Origin of the sequence: Spongiactinospora sp. 9N601 (assembly GCF_044326295.1) — a bacterium.
Lineage (GTDB): Bacteria > Actinomycetota > Actinomycetes > Streptosporangiales > Streptosporangiaceae > Spongiactinospora > Spongiactinospora gelatinilytica.
On sequence record NZ_JBIRBB010000015.1, the window covers coordinates 144,417 to 160,108 of the forward strand.

Below are 15,692 nucleotides of genomic sequence, written 5' to 3' on the forward strand. Positions count from 1 at the left end.
TGCCCGCCCGACGGGCGATCAATCCTTCGCCCATGGCTAGGAGGCGGACCGGCTCATGCCGGTGGCCGCCCGGAGCGCGCCCTGCGCCGCCCGTACCGCGCTGTTCATGGAGATCTCGCCGCGCATGCCCGGGGCCGCGACCATGTCACCGGCCAGGAACACCCCGTCGCCGCGCTCGATCGCCGGACGGTCTCGCCAGGTGAACCCCGGCAGGTCCAGGGCCCCGGTACGACCCTTGGCGGCGGCCGAACGCTGCCAGGTCACCCGCTCCCGCCAGCCCGGCACCGCCAGGTCGGCGAACGCCTCCACCCTGGCCCGCGCGTCGGCCCTGCTCTCGCCCTTCTGGATGGGCATGTCGAGCTGGAACAGCGTCTCGCCGGCGGGCGCGGTCGTCGGGTCCTGCATGGAGTAGCTCTCGTGGAACCCACCGGTGTCCAGGTCCCAGCAGATGAACCAGTCCCGCGGCCCGGACCGGACCGCGAGGTCGAGCATCACGCAGTTGCCGGCCTCCCAGCGCAGCGAGGAGTCACCGAGCAGCCCGCGCGCCGACGACAGTTCGGTCGCCACGATCGTCGGTTCCTTCGGGAGTTCGGTGACCCTGGATTCGAGTTCGATCCGCACCCCCAGTCGCCGGGCGTGGGCCTCCATCCGCCGGATGACCGCCTGCCAGCCGCCGATCACCCAGCGGACCGCGGGCGGCTTGGGCGCGAAGACCCGCCACAGCAGGTCCCACACGAAGGCCGCCGACAGCCGGCCGGTGTCGGCGTCGAAGGTCACGACGCTGATCGCGTTCGCGGCTGCTCTGGCGGCCTCCTCGCCGTACCGGGCCGATGCCCAGGAGTGGAAGTCCTGGTCGATGGGCGCGATGGGCCGGCCGCCGTGGGTGAGCATCATGCGCAGGAACCCGAGCGGCGGGAGGCGGTGCAGCCGCCCCTCGCGGATGAAGCCGATCTGCATCATCTGCCGGAGCGGCGGCTTGCCCACTGGCCCGGTGAGCCCGCGCTTGACCATCCAGCCCCAGTGCGGCCCGTCGGCGTAGAAGACGTGCGCGCCCTCGTGCGCGACGTACGGCCCGCTCGTCGCGCGGCCACGGCCGCCGACCTCCCGATGCGCCTCGTACAGCGTCACCTCGGCCCCGGCCTCGGCGGCCGTGATGGCCGCGGTGAGCCCGGCGAGCCCGCCGCCCACCACAACGATCCTTTTAGCCACGTTCATCCCTTTCCCGCTTGTCTCACCTCCTAGGAGGGCTTGGCGTGGCGGAATGTGACATCGGCTGGAAATCAGCCGGGGGAGGTGGCATGCAGAGCAGCGGGTGCCGGGTGTCGGAGCAGGGCCGGTTGCCGAACGTCCGCAGGATGTTCTTGCCGCCCTGGTCGGTGAGGTACTGCAGGAAGGCGGCCCCGATGGAGTCGGCGGGCAGCTCGCGGTAGGTGTAGGCGAATTCGGTCTGCCAGTAGGGGTAGCCGCCTTGCTCGATGCCTTGCAGCGACGCCGGCTGCTGGTCGATGCGCAGTCGCACGACGTTGGCGGGGGCGCCGTCGGCGCTGCTCGCCTCGCTGTAGCCGAGCGCGCCGTCGATCTCGGCCACCTTCCGCAGCAGGCTCTGCGTGCTGTTGACCTCGCAGTAGCGGTTCTCGGAATTCGGCAGCAGGGCGCAGTCGCCCGCGATGGACCCTGGTTTGCTCGGCCGGCCGTTCAGGACGCGCTGCTCCAGGGCGGTCCGGGTCCCGGAACCGGCGTTTCGGCCGACGAGTTCGATGGGAATCGGAGCGCCGCCTACATCAGACCATTTTGTGTGCTTCTGGGCATAGATATCGCGAATCTGGCTCAGGGTGAGGTTACTAACATTCGCCTTCTCGTTGACGACAAGGGCGTAGGCGGAGTAGGCGACCGGGTGGGAGAGCAGCCGGGAGTGCGTGCCTGGGGCCGGCTTTCCGTCGGTGAAGGCGATGTGGTCGCCGGGGCCGATCGTGCCGCGGGCGCCGGCCTTCTTCCCGGCCAGCTCCAGTGCGTCGAGCCCCGGGGTGCTGCCGAGGAAGGTCCCGTCATTGATGGGAATCCGGGCCCCCTTGCCCTTGCACAGGCTCACGTACGTCTCGGCGGCCCGGCGTACGGCGGGCCCGAAGGCGGTGGAACCGTGCAGGTGAAGGGTGCCGCCGACGCAGTCCAGCGGCGGCGGCTCCGGGCGGAGGAACAACGTGATGCTCGACTGCGCCACGGCCGCCGCCGTCAGCAGGGCGATCAGCAACAGCGCGGGCTTTGAGGCGAACGTGTGGCTCTCGGTCGCCGCCAGCTTGAGCCGGGACATCCAGCCGAGCCAGCGGAGCAGGCGATTGTGCCGCCCGGCCACGTCGGCGCGGAACTCCGGCTTGGGGAACTTGGCCCCCGGCTCCCCGGAGCGGCGTTCCAGCACCGCCAGCACCTTGTAGTGCGCCTGGGGGTTGAGCTTCACCTTGGGCAGCCTGATGACGCCGGCGCCGTTCTCCTCCCCGATTCCGAAGCCGGCGGCCTCGACGAGATCGCCGTTGTCGTCCTGGGTGATGAAGAAGTCGCGCAGTTCGGGCTGGCTGAGTTCGGTCACCGCCATGCCCACGACCCGGCGCTGCCGGAAGGTCACGCGGATGCCGGCCTTGTCGGCCTCGGGGGTCAGATAGTCGCTCTCGACGATCTCCATCCAGCCCGCGTTCTCGATCCGCAGCAGGACGAACGACGGTTCGTCCAGCTCCCTGCCGTCCTCGTGCATCCGTGACAGCACGTCGGCGCTGGGCGCGTGCGCCGTGTCGGTGGCGAGGGTGTCCATCTGCACGCGGTACCCCAGCCGTTTGCGGCGGACGACCGCGAACTCCCAGACGAACGCGCCCAGCGGGATGGCCAGGCTGAGGACGGCGATGACCGAGTCGAAATCCCATTCGATGCCGAATAACACCGTCGTTTCCTTGGTCCCTCGGGAGTCGGCTGAACGAGGTCGTCCGAAGAGACGACGTCGTGCCCAGGAACCACAGCGCCGAAGGCAAATTCAGGGTGCAGTCGGGAGCTTTCTATTCGGCACGATGGCGGGGTGGCATGTCCCCGTCAGCCACCACTGACCGGAGGGCTTTCTGAGTGCCAGTAACCAGCCGGTCACCCGGATAGTCGACCCTATCCGTGCCGCCGTTAACTTCGGCCGTCCGCGGTGTTAACAGACGGGTGCGGGCGGCGGGCTCAGCCGGTCCTCGGGTTCACCCGGCAGTTGGTGTGCAGGTAGCGTGCCGGGCCGCCGTCCGTGAAATCGTAGATTGCGACGGTCTGGGGGTCCTCCAGCGGGTCGTCGGAGGGCATCAGGAAATGCGTTTCGCCGACCGGCAGCAGTTCGCGCCTGACCTGCTCGGGTTTGCCGAGAAACCGCGCCTCCATCGCGTTCATCGCGAACGTGAGATACAGCCGCCCGTCTTCCGCCGTCACCTCGTAGCGGGTGCCGGGCCGTTCATAGACGCCTGCGTACGCGGAAAGGCCGAGCCCCCCGCCCAGAACGGGTTTCGGCAGGTCAGGGATGGTGACCGTGCCCAACTCGGCCAGGATCTCATTGAACACCTCCCGGTAGAACGGCTCGCGCGGCCCGCCGTTCGTGAGCATCGTCAGCGCGATGCCGGAATCGGGAAGAATGCGCAGCCGGGCGTTCTGGCCGACCGTGCTGCCGTCGTGCGCGTAAACCGGATGGCCATGCCAGTCGCACACGATCAGGCCGAGTCCCCACTCCGGCCCGAACATGTAAGGATCGGGCACCGGCACCCGCGAGCGGGTCATTTCCGAAACGGCCTCCGGCGAGACGATCCGCGTGCCGTCCGGGGCCTTTCCGCCGTTCAGCAGGACGTACGCGAGCGCGAGCACGTCACCGGCCGTGGAATTGACGTTGCCGCCGGGGCCGAAGGCACGCGGCAGGTACGGCAGCGGCGTGCCGATCGGCCCCTCCGCGCGGGAGCGGACGATGTGCCCGGTGGCGGCCCGGCCCCGGTCCACCTGGCCGGGGCGGGTGCTCGTGCCGGTCAGCCCGAGCGGGCCGAACAGGCGGTCGCGCATGATGTCGTCCCACCGCGCGCCCTCGATCACCTCCATGATCCGGCCGAGGATCGCGTAGCCGAGGGCCGCGCTGTACCCGTGGGTGTGCCCGAGCGGGTGGACCTGCGGGGCGTCGGCGATGCCCGCGACCATCCGTTCCAGTACGTCGTCGCCCTCGCCGGGGTCGCCGAAGCTCTCCTCGATGCCGTTCGTGTGATCGAGCAGGTGGCGCGGGGTGACCTTGGCGGTGGCCTCGGGGTCGGCGACCCGGAAGCCGGGCAGGTAGGTACGGACCGGTTCGTCCAGGCCCGCCTTGCCCTCGTCGGCCAGGCGCATGAAGGCGAGCGCGGTCCAGGTCTTGGTCATGGAGCCGATCTGGTAGATCGTCTCGGTGGTGGCGGGCTCCCCGCTCCGGACGTCCTTGACGCCTTCGGCGAACGTGGTGACCCGGCCGTCGCGCAGGACGCCGATCACCGCGCTCGGGATCTGGTACTCCGCCAGCAGCTCGGCGGTCCGGGCGCGGGCACGGGTCAGGTCCATGGGCGCTACTCCGGCAGGCCGACCGCGTTGGCGGCGTCGGCCTGGGAGTAGTCGGTGGTGGCGAAGGGGCCGGCGTACTCCTCCATGAACTCCCGCACGCCCTCCACCGAGTCGTGGACGATGACGTTGACCGCCCGGCCGCCATCGGTGCTCGCCACGGCCAGGACCCACCGGGCCTTGCCGGGCAGCCTGCCGTGCGCCTTCTTCAGCGCGTCCCAGAACCCGTCCTGGTCCGCGACCGTGGAAACCGCCATCACATGCATGCTCGTTGTCCCTTCCGGCTGTTTCAAAGCAAGGAAAGGCTACGTTGCGTTTCCAAACTCGTCAACAAATTACCGTGGATAATTGCAATGGCTCTGCTCGTTAATGCAATTGGCTGTTGCAATGTGCTGAGGGTGAACGCCACACTTGGAGGCAGCGAACAGGAGGGCCGATGCCCGGAGGCAGGCTGACCCACGACGAGCGCCGGTCCATCGCGGCCTGGCTGGCCGAGGGGTCGGGATACGCCGAGATCGCCAGGCGGCTGGGCCGCCCGACGTCCACGGTGAGCCGGGAGGTCGCGCGCAACGGCGGCCCCGGCGGCTATACGGCCGACCGCGCCCAGCGGGCCACCGGCGCGCGCGCCCGCCGCCGCGGGCCCGCCCCGGTCCCGGAGCCCGCCGCCGGTCCGGTGCGGGAGTTCGTGGAGGGGTTCGCGGCCCTGCTCGCCGGCACCGGGCTGCCCCGGATGGCCGCGCGGGTGTTCGCCTGCCTGCTCACCGCGGACGCCACCGGCCTGACCGCCGCCGAACTCGTCCGCCGCCTGCGGGTCAGCCCGGCGTCGGTGTCCAAGACCATCGGCTACCTGGAGACCATGGAGCTGGTCACCAGGGAGCCGGTGCCGGGTGGCCGCCGCGAACGGTACCTGATCGGCGACGACGCCTGGACCCGCGCGTGGCGGACCGACACCCGCGTCCACGACGAGGTGGCGACGGCGGCACGGCGCGGGGCCGAGATCATGGGCCATGGCACCCCGGCGGCGGCCCGGCTGACCCAGATGAGCCGGTTCTTCGGCCAGGTCAGCGCGGCGATGAACGGCAGCCGCATCAGCGAGCGCGCCACGGCCGACGCGCTGACGCTGGTCGCCGCCCTGGCCCACGCCACCCGGCCGCTGACCGTGCCGGAGCTGGCCGCCGCGCTGGGCCTGCCGGTGGATCGCGTCGCGGACGCGATCGAGGCGGTCGAGCGCCGTCCGTTGATCGCCGACCCGTTCGCGCTGCGTCGTACCGAGAGCCGTACTGTAAGCCGTACCGAGACCGGCGCGTACGCGCTCACCCCGCTGCCCGAGCGGCTGAGCGCCGCGCAACAGGCCGCGCTCGACGCGCTGGCCTGAGAAAAGTCGCCGCAGGGACTGGAGCGCGACCGGAAAGGGGTGCTACTGTCCTGGCCCATCGTCGATTGTCGACAATCCAAGGATCTCCGTTGAGCCTCAAGGTTCTCATCGCCTCGCCCCTGGAAGCCGAGCACGTCAAGACCATCGCCGCCACCGACCCCCAGGTGGAGGTGCTGCACGAACCGGACCTGCTGCCCACCCCGCGCTACACCGCCGACCACGTCGGCGTCCGGCCCGGCCTCGCCGAGCCGGAGCTGCGGCGCTGGCGCGACCTGCTCGCCCAGGCCGACATCAGCTTCGACTTCGACTGGTGGGAACCGGCCCGGATGCCCGCCAACTGCCCGAAACTGCGCTGGGTGCAGGCCACCAGCGCGGGCATCGGCCAGTTCGTCGAACGGCACGGCCTGGCCGGCTCGGACCTGGTGTTCACCACGGCGGCGGGCACGCACGCGGGGCCGCTGGCCGAGTTCGCGCTGATGGGCGTGCTGCACTTCGTCAAGGGCGTACCGGACCTGCGGCGCTGGCAGGCGCGACGGCACTGGGAGCGTTACACGACCCGCTCGCTGGCCGGGAGCCGGGTGGTGGTCGTCGGGCTCGGCGGGATCGGCCGCCGGGTGGCCGAGGTGTTCGCCGCCCTCTCCGCGCGGGTGGTGGGGGTCGGCCGGCCGGGCCGCGAGTACGACGTCCCCGGCCTCACCGAGGCCCGGTCGTTCACCGAGATCCGTGAGGCGCTGACCGGCGCGGACGCGCTCGTACTGGCCTGCCCGCTGACGGACGAGACGCGCGGCCTGATCGGGCCCGCCGAACTGGCCGCGCTCGCGCCCGGCGCGGTGGTGGTGAACATCGCCAGGGGGCCGGTCATCGACGAACCCGCGCTGGTGGACGCGTTGTCGTCCGGCCGGCTCGGCGGGGCGTGCCTGGACGTCTTCGCCGAGGAGCCGCTGCCCGCCCGCTCGCCGCTGTGGGCGATGGACAACGTGATCGTCTCCCCGCACTCGGCCTCCACCATTGACGCCGAGAACGCCCTGCTGACCGAGCTGTTCACCGACAACCTCCGCAGGTGGCTGGCCGGCCGCCCGCTGCGCAACGTCTTCGACAGGGAAAAGGGGTACTGAGGAATGACGGCATTCCACGGCACGTGGTACATCGTCCCGACGCCGTTCGCCGAGGACGGGTCGCTGGACACCGCGAGCCTGGCCCGCACGGTGGAACTGGCCGCCGCCTGGGGCGCCGACGGCGTCACCATCCTGGGCGTGATGGGCGAGGTGACCAGCCTGACCGACGACGAGCGCGAACGCGTGCTCGCCACCGTGGCCAAGGCGGCCGACGGGCGGCTGCCGTTCGCGGCCGGGTGCTCGGCCGCCGCCACGACGCTCGTCGCCGAACGCATCCGCCGGGCCGCCGCCCACGGGGCCGCCGGGGTCATGGTGGCCGCGCCGCCGCTCGCCCCCGACGTGGACGGCCTCGCCCCGTTCTTCGCCAGGGCCTGCGCAGGCAGCCCGGTACCGGTCATCGTGCAGGACGAGCCGAACGCCACCGGCGTCAAGATCCCGGTGTCGGCGCTGCTGGCCATGCTGGAAGCGGCCGGTTCCGGCGTGGTCAAGCTGGAGGACCCGCCCACCCCGCCCAAGATCACCAAGCTGCTGGCCGCGGCCCCGGAGCTGACGGTGTTCGGCGGGCTCGGCGGCGTGTCCGCCTACAGCGAGCTGACCAGGGGCGCGGCCGGGACGATGACCGGCTTCGCGTTCCCGGAGATCCTCCGGGCGGTACGCCAGGCCGTCGAGGCGGGCGACCGGGCCCGCGCCGCCCGCGTCTTCGACCGCTACCTGCCCTACATCGCCTTCGAGGGCCAGCCCGGCATCGGGCTCGCCGTGCGCAAGGAGGTGCTGCGCAGGCGCGGCGCGCTGACCACCGCGCGCACCCGGGGCGCGGCGCTGGACGCAGTGACCGTCGCCGAGCTGGACGACGTGCTGGCCCGCGTCGGCCTCACGCCCGGCCCCGACCGGCTGGAGGTCGAGTAGATGGACCTCGGGCTGAACGGCCGCCGGGCGCTGGTCGGCGGCGCGACCTCCGGCCTCGGCCGGGCCATCGCGCACGCGCTGGCCGCCGAGGGCGCGGAGCTGCTGCTGTGGTCCAGGGACGAGGAACGGCTGGCCGGGACGGCCGCCGAGATCGCTCAGGTCACAGGTGTCAGGCCGCACGTCGTCGCCGCCGACGCCACCGATCCCGGCGCGGCCGACCGGGTCGCCGCCGCGGCGGGCTCGCTGGGCGGCATGGACGTCCTGGTGCTGAACGCGGGCGGCCCGCCCGCCGTCCCGCCCGACGCGACCAGCCCGGACGCCTGGCGATCGGCCTTCCAGATGCTCGCCGTGACACCGATCGAGCTGGCCACGCGGCTGCTGCCGGGCATGCGCGAGCGCGGCTTCGGCCGGATCGTCGCGGTGCTGTCGTCGGGCGTGCGCGAGCCGATCCCGGCGCTGGCCTACTCCAACGCCGGCCGTTCCGCGCTCGCCGCCTGGCTCAAGACGGTCTCCCGCGAGGTCGCCGCCGACGGCGTGACCGTCAACGGCGTCCTGCCCGGCCGGATCGCCACCCCGAGGGTCGCCGCCCTGGACGAGGGCGCGGCGGCCCGGGAGGGCGTTCCGGTCGCCGAGGTCAGCGCGCGCAGTCAGGCGACCATCCCGGCCGGCCGGTACGGCAGGCCCGAGGAGTTCGCCGCGGTGGTCGCGTTCCTGGCCTCCACGGCGGCCTCGTACGTCACCGGCTCGACCGTCGCCTGCGACGGCGGAATGCTGCGGAGCCTGCAATGAGCCTTTCGGCCAGCCGGTCCGTGGACGCGGTCACCGGCTCGGGCATCCGGGCCATCGCCAACGCCGCCTGGCAGGTCCCCGGCGCGATCCGCCTGGAGATGGGCGAACCGGACTTCCCCACGCCTGCGCACATCGTGGCCGCCGCGCACGAGGCCGCGCGAAGCGGCGCCACCCGCTACACGCCCACGGCGGGCATCCCCGAACTTCGCGCGGCGCTGGCCGCGAAGGTCCGCGCGGTCAACGGCCTGGACGCGGACCCCGGCGACGTCTTCGTCTGCGCGGGCGCGGTCCAGGGCCTCGCCGCCGTGTACCGGAGCCTGCTGGACGAGGGCGACGAGATCCTGGTGCCCGACCCGGGCTGGCCGAACTTCGCGAACCTGGCCCTGCTCGCCGGGGCCCGCCCGGTGACCTACGAACTGGAGGCCGCGGCCGGTTTCCTGCCGGATCTCGCCGCGCTGGACCGGCTGGTCACCGCGCGCACCCGCGCGATCCTGGTCAACTCGCCGTCCAACCCGCTGGGCGTGGTGTGGCCCGCCGCGACGCTGGCCGCCCTGGCCCGCTGGGCGGCCGGGCGCGGCCTGTGGGTGGTGTCGGACGAGTGCTATGACCAGCTCGGGCTGGACGACGACCCGCCGCCCTCGGTCGCCGCCGTGGCCCCGGACGCGCCGGTCGTGACGGTGTACTCCTTCTCCAAGACCTACGCGATGACCGGGTGGCGGATCGGGTACGTCGTGGCCCCCGCGCCGGTCGCCGGGCGGGTCGCCAAGGTGCTGGAGACGGCGGTCTCGTGCGTCTCCGCGCCCGGCCAGCACGCGGCGCTGGCCGCGCTGCGCGGCCCGCAGGACGTCGTGGAGTCCATGCGCCTGGCCTATCGCGAACGCCGTGACCTGGCCCTTCGCGTCGCGGCCGAGCACGGCCTGCGCGCGCTGCGCCCGTCCGGCGCGTTCTACCTGTGGGTGGACGTCGGCGTGCCCTCGCACGACCTGGCGTTGCGGCTGCTGCGCGAGCGGCAGGTCGCGGTGGCCCCAGGGGCGGCGTTCGGGCCGGCCGGTGAGCGGTCCGTGCGCGTGTCACTGGCCGCCGCGCCCGCCGACATCACCGAGGGCCTGGTACGCCTGGCCGCATTACTAAGCACCTGAAACAGATATTTCACCCCATCCCAAACCCTTGACGACCGGATATCCGCCCACTCATATTGTTGATTGTCGACGATCGACCAAAGATCGGCGACTGCGGGGACGAGTATCGGAAGCGGCACTGCAAGACCGCCTCAGACCCTCGGGGGAGCCCCCGCGAAGTGAATCCCGAGGAGGCATTCCATGGCCAGATCTCGCGCCCTGCTGCTCATAGGGCTGGCCGCGGCCCTGTTCTCGGCGGCGGCCTGTGGTTCCGTGCAGAAGAACACCGGCACCGCCACCACCCCCGCCCCCGGCGGCGACCAGCCCCGCGCCGGCGGCACCATGACCGTCGCCTACAAGTCCGACCCCAAGACCTTCGACCCGGCCGTGTGCTACGACGCCACCTGCTGGAACAACATGCGGATGCTGTACGACCGCCTGTACGACTACAAGGGCGCGACCAGCGAGCTGGTCCCCCAGGCCGCGGCCGACTTCCCGAAGGTCTCCGAGGACGGCAAGACCTACACGATCACCCTGCGCCCCGGCATGACGTTCTCCAACGGCTCCCCGGTGCGCGCCCAGGACGTCGCCTACTCCCTGGCGCGGCTGCTCGACCCCGCCACCAAGTCGCCGGTGCGCGGCTTCTGGACCGGCGTGGCCGGCGCGGACAAGGCCAAGGGCGGCAAGGCCGAGGGCATCGAGGCGGTCTCCGACACCGAACTGCGCATCCGCCTCACCCAGCCGAACTCCTCGTTCAAGTACATCCTGGCCATGCCGCACGCCTCGGTCATCCCGCAGGACGCGGGCGACGACGTGGCGACCAAGCCGGTCGGCTCCGGACCGTTCACCTTCAAGGAGTTCTCCCCGGGACGGCAGATCCTGCTGGAGAAGAACACCGCCTACTGGGACAAGCCCCGCCCGTACGTGGACAAGGTCATCGAAAAGCTGGGAGTCAACCCCGACGTACAGCTCCTCCAGTTGGAAAAGGGACAGATCGACCTGATGGGCGACCCGATTCCGCCCGCGCAGTTCCTCTCGGTCACCGCGAACGCCGCGCTCAAGCCGCAGACGCTCACCATCGCCAAGCCCACCACCTACTACCTGACGCTCAACGTCAAGATGAAGCCCTTCGACGACCCCAAGGTCCGCGAGGCGATCTCCTACGCCATCGACCGGTCGTTCCTGCTCAAGCTGGTGAACGGCCAGGGTGAGACGGCCAACCAGTTCCTGCCGCCCGGCGTGCTCGGGCACACCGAGGACAAGCTCGTCCACGACCAGGACATCGCCAAGGCCAAGGCGCTGCTCGCCGAGGCGGGCCACCCGAACGGCTTCACCACCACGATGTACACCTGGAACACCTCCCCCTGGACGAACCTGCTTCCGCAGATCCAGCAGGACCTCGCCAAGATCGGGGTCAAGATCGAGCCCCGCCCGCTCCAGCAGAGCGCGTTCTTCGACCTGGCCGGCACGCCGGGCAAGGCCCCGATGACGCTGCGGTTCTGGGTGGCCGACTTCCCCGACGGCAGCAACTTCTTCCAGGCGCTGACCTCCTGCGCCGCCGCCGTGCCCGGCGGTCAGAACAACTCCTTCTACTGCTCCAAGGAAGTGGACGACCTGGTGGTCCAGGCGCTCGCGGCGGGCACCACCGAGGAGGCCGAGAAGCTGTACGCGGAGGCCACCGCCAAGCTGCTCGCCGACAACCCGATCGTGCCGCTGTACTACGGCACCAAGACCGAGGTGTTCGGCAAGAACGTCGGCGGCTACCACCCGCAGCCCATCTGGGGCTTCGACATGGCCGCCTACTGGAAGACCGACGGCAAGCCGCTGAGCTGACCCCGCGCGGCCCGGCGTCGTCCTCCCTCCGACGCCGGGCCGATCCCCCAGAGCAAGCCCCCCAGGAAAGGCTGAATCATGAGCGCCTTGCTGGACGTCGAGGATCTCGTCGTCCGCTTCGCCACGCCCGGCGGGGAGCACACCGCCGTGCGCGGCGTCTCCTTCTCGGTGCGGGCGGGCGAGCGCGTCGGCATCGTCGGCGAGTCGGGGTCGGGCAAGTCGGTGACCGCCCAGGCCGTACTCCGCCTGCTCGGACCGGCCGCCACCGTGGCCGGCGGCGCGATCCGGTTCGACGGCCGCGACGTGCTCACCTTCGACCGCGGCGAACTTCGCCGCTGGCGCGGCGCGCAGGCCGCCATGGTCTTCCAGGACCCGCTGTCCAGCCTCAACCCGCTGGTGCGGATCGGCCGCCAGGTCACCGAGACGCTGCGCGAACACCTGGGCCTGGACCGCCGCGCGGCCACCGCCAAGGCCGCCGAACTGCTCGCCTCGGTCGGCATCCCCGACGCCGCCGCCCGGCTGCGGGAGTATCCGATGACGTTCTCCGGCGGCATGCGCCAGCGGGTCGCCATCGCCATCGCGATCTCCTGCGCGCCGCGCCTGCTGATCGCCGACGAGCCGACCACCGCCCTGGACGTCACCGTCCAGGCCCAGGTCCTCGACCTGATGGACGGCATGACCGCCGACCTCGGCACCGCCGTCGTCCTGATCAGCCACGACCTCGGCGTGGTGTCCACCTTCTGTGACCGCGTCCTGGTCATGTACGCCGGGCGGGTCGTGGAGAGCGGCACCGCCGACCAGATCGTCGAGGATCCCCGCCATCCGTACACCCGGGCGCTGCTCGCCTCCATCCCCTCCCTGGAAGGCGAACTCCCGCGGCGGCTCCCCTCCATCCCGGGGACCCCGCCGCAGCCGGGGCAGGCCCACACCGGGTGCGCGTTCGCAGATCGGTGCCCGCTGGCCGCGGACGTCTGCCGGGCCGAGGACCCCGAACCGCTCGACCTGGGCGACGGACGCCTGGCCGCCTGCCATTTCGCGGACCGGAGCGCCGGATGAGCCCCGTGGTCGAGGTCGAGGACCTCAAGGTGTACTTCGGCAGGCGGCGCGGCGGCACGGTGAAGTCCGTGGACGGGGTGTCGTTCGACTTCGCGCCGGGGGAGACGCTGGGCCTGGCCGGGGAGTCGGGGTCGGGCAAGAGCACGATCGCCCGCGCGCTGTTGCGGATCAACGAGCCCACCTCCGGCCGCGTGGTGATCGGCGGCCGGGACGTCACCAAGCTGCGCGGCGCGGCGCTGAAGGCGTTCCGCCGCCAGACCCAGATGGTCTACCAGGACCCCTACGACTCGCTCGATCCCCGGATGCGGATCGGCGCGACGGTGGAGGAGGCGCTGCTGGTACGCGGGGTGCCCGCGAGCCGCAGGGCCGCCGGGGTGCGCGAACTGCTCGACCGGGTGGGCCTGCCCGCCTCCTACGCCAGGCGCTTTCCGCACGAGCTGTCCGGCGGGCAGCGCCAGCGGGTCTCGATCGCCCGCGCGCTCGGCGTGGACCCGGCGGTCATCGTGTGCGACGAGGCGGTGTCGGCGCTGGACGTGTCGGTACGTGCGCAGATCCTCAACCTGCTCAAGGACCTCCAGGAGGAGGCCGGGCTGGCGTACCTGTTCATCTCGCACGACCTGTCCACGATGCGCTTCGCCGCCGACCGGGTGGCGGTCATGTACCTGGGGCGGCTGGTCGAGATCGGCACCCGCGACCAGGTGTTCACCGCGCCCCGGCACCCGTACACGCGGGCGCTGCTGGCCGCCGTCCCGGTGCCGGGCGGGCGCGGCAGGGGGCCGCGGGCCCGGCTCGCGGGCGAGCCGCCGAGCCCGGCCGACCCGCCCGCGGGCTGCGCCTTCCACCCGCGCTGCCCACTTGCCACCGACGAGTGCGTGACCACGCGCCCGGAACTGCGCCGCAAGGACGACGGCCGGCTCACCGCCTGCCACCTCGTCCCGGACGCCCCCGCCCCGGAGGTGACCTCGTGACCGCCGCCCCCGGAGGCCACCACCACGACCCTCGACGCCCCGGCTCGACCGGAGGCCACCGCCACGACCCTCGACGCCCCGGCTCGGAGGTGACCGTATGACCGCGCCCATCGAGGTGCCCGGTCTGGAGGCGGCGGCGCCGCGACGGCCGTTGCGTCAGGCGTGGCGCAGCCTGCTGCGCGACATCCCCGCGCTGATCTCCATCGTGGCGCTGATCCTGCTGGCCCTCGCCGCGCTGCTGGCGCCGGTGCTGGCCCCGCACGACCCGCTGCGCACCTACGCCGAGGGCCTGACCGACCAGGGCGCGCCCGTCGCGCCCGGCGGCGGTTTCCCGCTCGGCACCGACCCCAACGGCCGCGACGTGCTCTCCCGCCTGCTGTACGGTGCGCGCGTCTCGCTCACGATCGGCGTCTTCGCCAACGGCCTGGCCACCCTGGTCGGCGTGGCCGTCGGCATCACCGCCGGATACTTCGGCGGCCGGGTGGACACCGTGGTCAGCCGGATCACCGACGTCGTCATGTCGTTCCCGATCCTGCTGTTCTGCGTCGCGCTGATCACCGTGACCGGTCCCAGCCAGCGCAACGTGGTGCTGGTCATCGCGCTGATCTACTGGACGTACCTGGCCCGGATCATCCGGGGCATGGTGCTGTCGCTGCGCGAGCGGGAGTTCGTCACCGCGACGCGCACGCTGGGCGTGAGCACCGTGCGCATCCTGTTCCGGCACATCCTGCCGCACCTGGTCCCGGCGATCATCGTCTACGCCACCCTCGGCGTGGCCAGCTCGATCCTGATCGAGAGTTCGCTGTCGTTCCTCGGCGTCGGCGTGCCGGTGCCCGAGGCGTCCTGGGGCCAGATGATCGACGACGGCCGCAAGTACTACGAGGCCGCGCCCTGGCTGCTGTTCGCGCCCGGCGTCTGCCTGATCGTCACCGTGCTGGCCTTCAACCTGGCCGGCGACTGGCTGCGCGACCTGCTCGACCCCACCGCACCGGAACGGAGGTGACCCCATGACCCCGTGGGTGCTGCGCAGGCTCGGCCAGATGGTCCTGGTGCTGCTCGGCGTGGTGACGCTGGCCTTCTTCATGTCGTACGCGGTGCCGGGCGACCCGGCCAGGCTCATCGCCGGGCCGAACGCCGACGCCGCGACCGTCGCCTCCATCCGCCACCAGCTCGGACTGGACGCCTCCCTCTGGTCGCAGTACACCGGCTTCCTGGGACGGCTGGCCCGGGGCGACCTCGGCACGTCGTACGCCCTGCACGGAGCGCCGGTGAGCGAGCAACTGGCGCTGGCGCTGCCGACGTCGGCGCTGATCGCGGTGGGCGGCGTGCTGTGGCAGGTGGTCATCGGCGTGCCCGCCGGGATCATCGCCGCCTACCGGCCGGGCCGGGCGGCCGACCGGATCGCGACGCTGGGCGCGCTGGTCGGGCTGTCCGCGCCGCCGTTCTGGGTGGGGCTGCTGCTGATCTACTACCTGGCGTACCGGCTGTCGATCTTCCCGCTGACCGGGCTGGGCGACCCGATGTGGTGGTACCTGGCGCTGCCGACGTTCACGCTGGGGCTGGCCGGGGCGGCGTGGTACGCCCGGATGACCCGCACGCAGATGATCGAGGTGCTGCGCACGCCCTACATCCAGCTCGCCAGGGCCAAGGGCCTGCGCGAGCGGACGATCCTGCTGCGGCACGCGCTGCGCAACGTGCTGACCCCGCTGATCACCATGATCGGCATGGACTTCGGCTACTTCCTCGGCGGCGTGCTCATCATCGAGTCGGTCTTCGGCCTGCCGGGCGTCGGCAAGCTGACGTACGACGCCATCGACCAGCTCGACATCCCCATGATCACGGGCGCGGTGCTGTGCGCCGCCTTCTTCGTGGTCGTCATGAACTTCCTCGTCGATCTCGCGTACGCGGCCATCGACCCGCGTGTGCGCAACCGCCGCTGAGCGACCCTCAAAGGAAAGAG

Annotated in this window: 14 protein-coding genes; 10 read left to right on the plus strand and 4 right to left on the minus strand. The window is 71.9% G+C overall.

The window, feature by feature from the left end; all coding sequences use genetic code 11:
• Positions 1 to 36: 36 nt before the first annotated feature.
• The 4 genes from ACH34R_RS32100 to ACH34R_RS32115 all read right to left on the minus strand — a co-directional run bounded on the left by ACH34R_RS32100 (position 37) and on the right by ACH34R_RS32115 (position 4,829).
• Positions 37 to 1,209 carry an FAD-dependent oxidoreductase gene (locus ACH34R_RS32100; RefSeq protein WP_397565309.1) on the minus strand — a complete coding sequence of 391 codons (1,173 nt, stop codon included), beginning with the start codon at positions 1,207 to 1,209 and terminating at the stop codon, positions 37 to 39.
• 22 nt (positions 1,210 to 1,231) lie between these two features.
• Positions 1,232 to 2,926, minus strand: coding sequence for a substrate-binding domain-containing protein (locus ACH34R_RS32105; RefSeq protein ID WP_397565310.1), 1,695 nt, complete (start codon positions 2,924 to 2,926; stop codon positions 1,232 to 1,234).
• A gap of 275 nt (positions 2,927 to 3,201) precedes the next feature.
• Positions 3,202 to 4,575 (minus strand): serine hydrolase, encoded by a 1,374-nt coding sequence (locus ACH34R_RS32110; RefSeq protein WP_397565311.1) that lies wholly within the window; start codon positions 4,573 to 4,575, stop codon positions 3,202 to 3,204.
• Between the two features lie 5 nt (positions 4,576 to 4,580).
• Positions 4,581 to 4,829 carry a hypothetical protein gene (locus ACH34R_RS32115; RefSeq protein ID WP_397565312.1) on the minus strand — a complete coding sequence of 83 codons (249 nt, stop codon included), beginning with the start codon at positions 4,827 to 4,829 and terminating at the stop codon, positions 4,581 to 4,583.
• Between the two features lie 179 nt (positions 4,830 to 5,008).
• On the opposite strand from ACH34R_RS32115, the gene ACH34R_RS32120 reads away from it, so the two are divergent.
• The 10 genes from ACH34R_RS32120 (at position 5,009) to ACH34R_RS32165 (ending at position 15,672) form a co-directional block, all read left to right on the plus strand.
• Positions 5,009 to 5,947: a MarR family transcriptional regulator gene (locus ACH34R_RS32120; protein ID WP_397565313.1), complete on the plus strand. Its 939-nt coding sequence runs from the start codon at positions 5,009 to 5,011 to the stop codon at positions 5,945 to 5,947.
• Positions 5,948 to 6,036: 89 nt separating this feature from the next.
• Complete coding sequence (locus ACH34R_RS32125) at positions 6,037 to 7,062, plus strand: D-2-hydroxyacid dehydrogenase (protein ID WP_397565314.1); 1,026 nt, start codon at positions 6,037 to 6,039, stop codon at positions 7,060 to 7,062.
• A 3-nt stretch (positions 7,063 to 7,065) separates the two neighbouring features.
• Positions 7,066 to 7,968 (plus strand): dihydrodipicolinate synthase family protein, encoded by a 903-nt coding sequence (locus ACH34R_RS32130; RefSeq protein ID WP_397565315.1) that lies wholly within the window; start codon positions 7,066 to 7,068, stop codon positions 7,966 to 7,968.
• Complete coding sequence (locus ACH34R_RS32135) at positions 7,969 to 8,757, plus strand: SDR family oxidoreductase (RefSeq protein WP_397565316.1); 789 nt, start codon at positions 7,969 to 7,971, stop codon at positions 8,755 to 8,757.
• On the plus strand, positions 8,754 to 9,896 hold the full coding sequence (locus ACH34R_RS32140; RefSeq protein WP_397565317.1) for a pyridoxal phosphate-dependent aminotransferase: 1,143 nt from the start codon (positions 8,754 to 8,756) through the stop codon (positions 9,894 to 9,896). Before ACH34R_RS32135 ends, ACH34R_RS32140 begins: the two co-directional genes overlap by 4 nt.
• Before the next feature lie 180 nt (positions 9,897 to 10,076).
• Positions 10,077 to 11,708 (plus strand): ABC transporter substrate-binding protein, encoded by a 1,632-nt coding sequence (locus ACH34R_RS32145; protein ID WP_397565318.1) that lies wholly within the window; start codon positions 10,077 to 10,079, stop codon positions 11,706 to 11,708.
• Positions 11,709 to 11,786: 78 nt separating this feature from the next.
• On the plus strand, positions 11,787 to 12,764 hold the full coding sequence (locus ACH34R_RS32150) for an ABC transporter ATP-binding protein (protein WP_397565319.1): 978 nt from the start codon (positions 11,787 to 11,789) through the stop codon (positions 12,762 to 12,764).
• Positions 12,761 to 13,732 carry an ABC transporter ATP-binding protein gene (locus ACH34R_RS32155; protein ID WP_397565320.1) on the plus strand — a complete coding sequence of 324 codons (972 nt, stop codon included), beginning with the start codon at positions 12,761 to 12,763 and terminating at the stop codon, positions 13,730 to 13,732. Before ACH34R_RS32150 ends, ACH34R_RS32155 begins: the two co-directional genes overlap by 4 nt.
• A 97-nt stretch (positions 13,733 to 13,829) precedes the next feature.
• Positions 13,830 to 14,735 carry an ABC transporter permease gene (locus tag ACH34R_RS32160; RefSeq protein WP_397565321.1) on the plus strand — a complete coding sequence of 302 codons (906 nt, stop codon included), beginning with the start codon at positions 13,830 to 13,832 and terminating at the stop codon, positions 14,733 to 14,735.
• Positions 14,736 to 14,739: 4 nt separating this feature from the next.
• A complete protein-coding gene (locus tag ACH34R_RS32165) occupies positions 14,740 to 15,672 on the plus strand; it encodes an ABC transporter permease (RefSeq protein WP_397565322.1) in 933 nt (310 codons plus the stop codon).
• Positions 15,673 to 15,692: the final 20 nt, after the last annotated feature.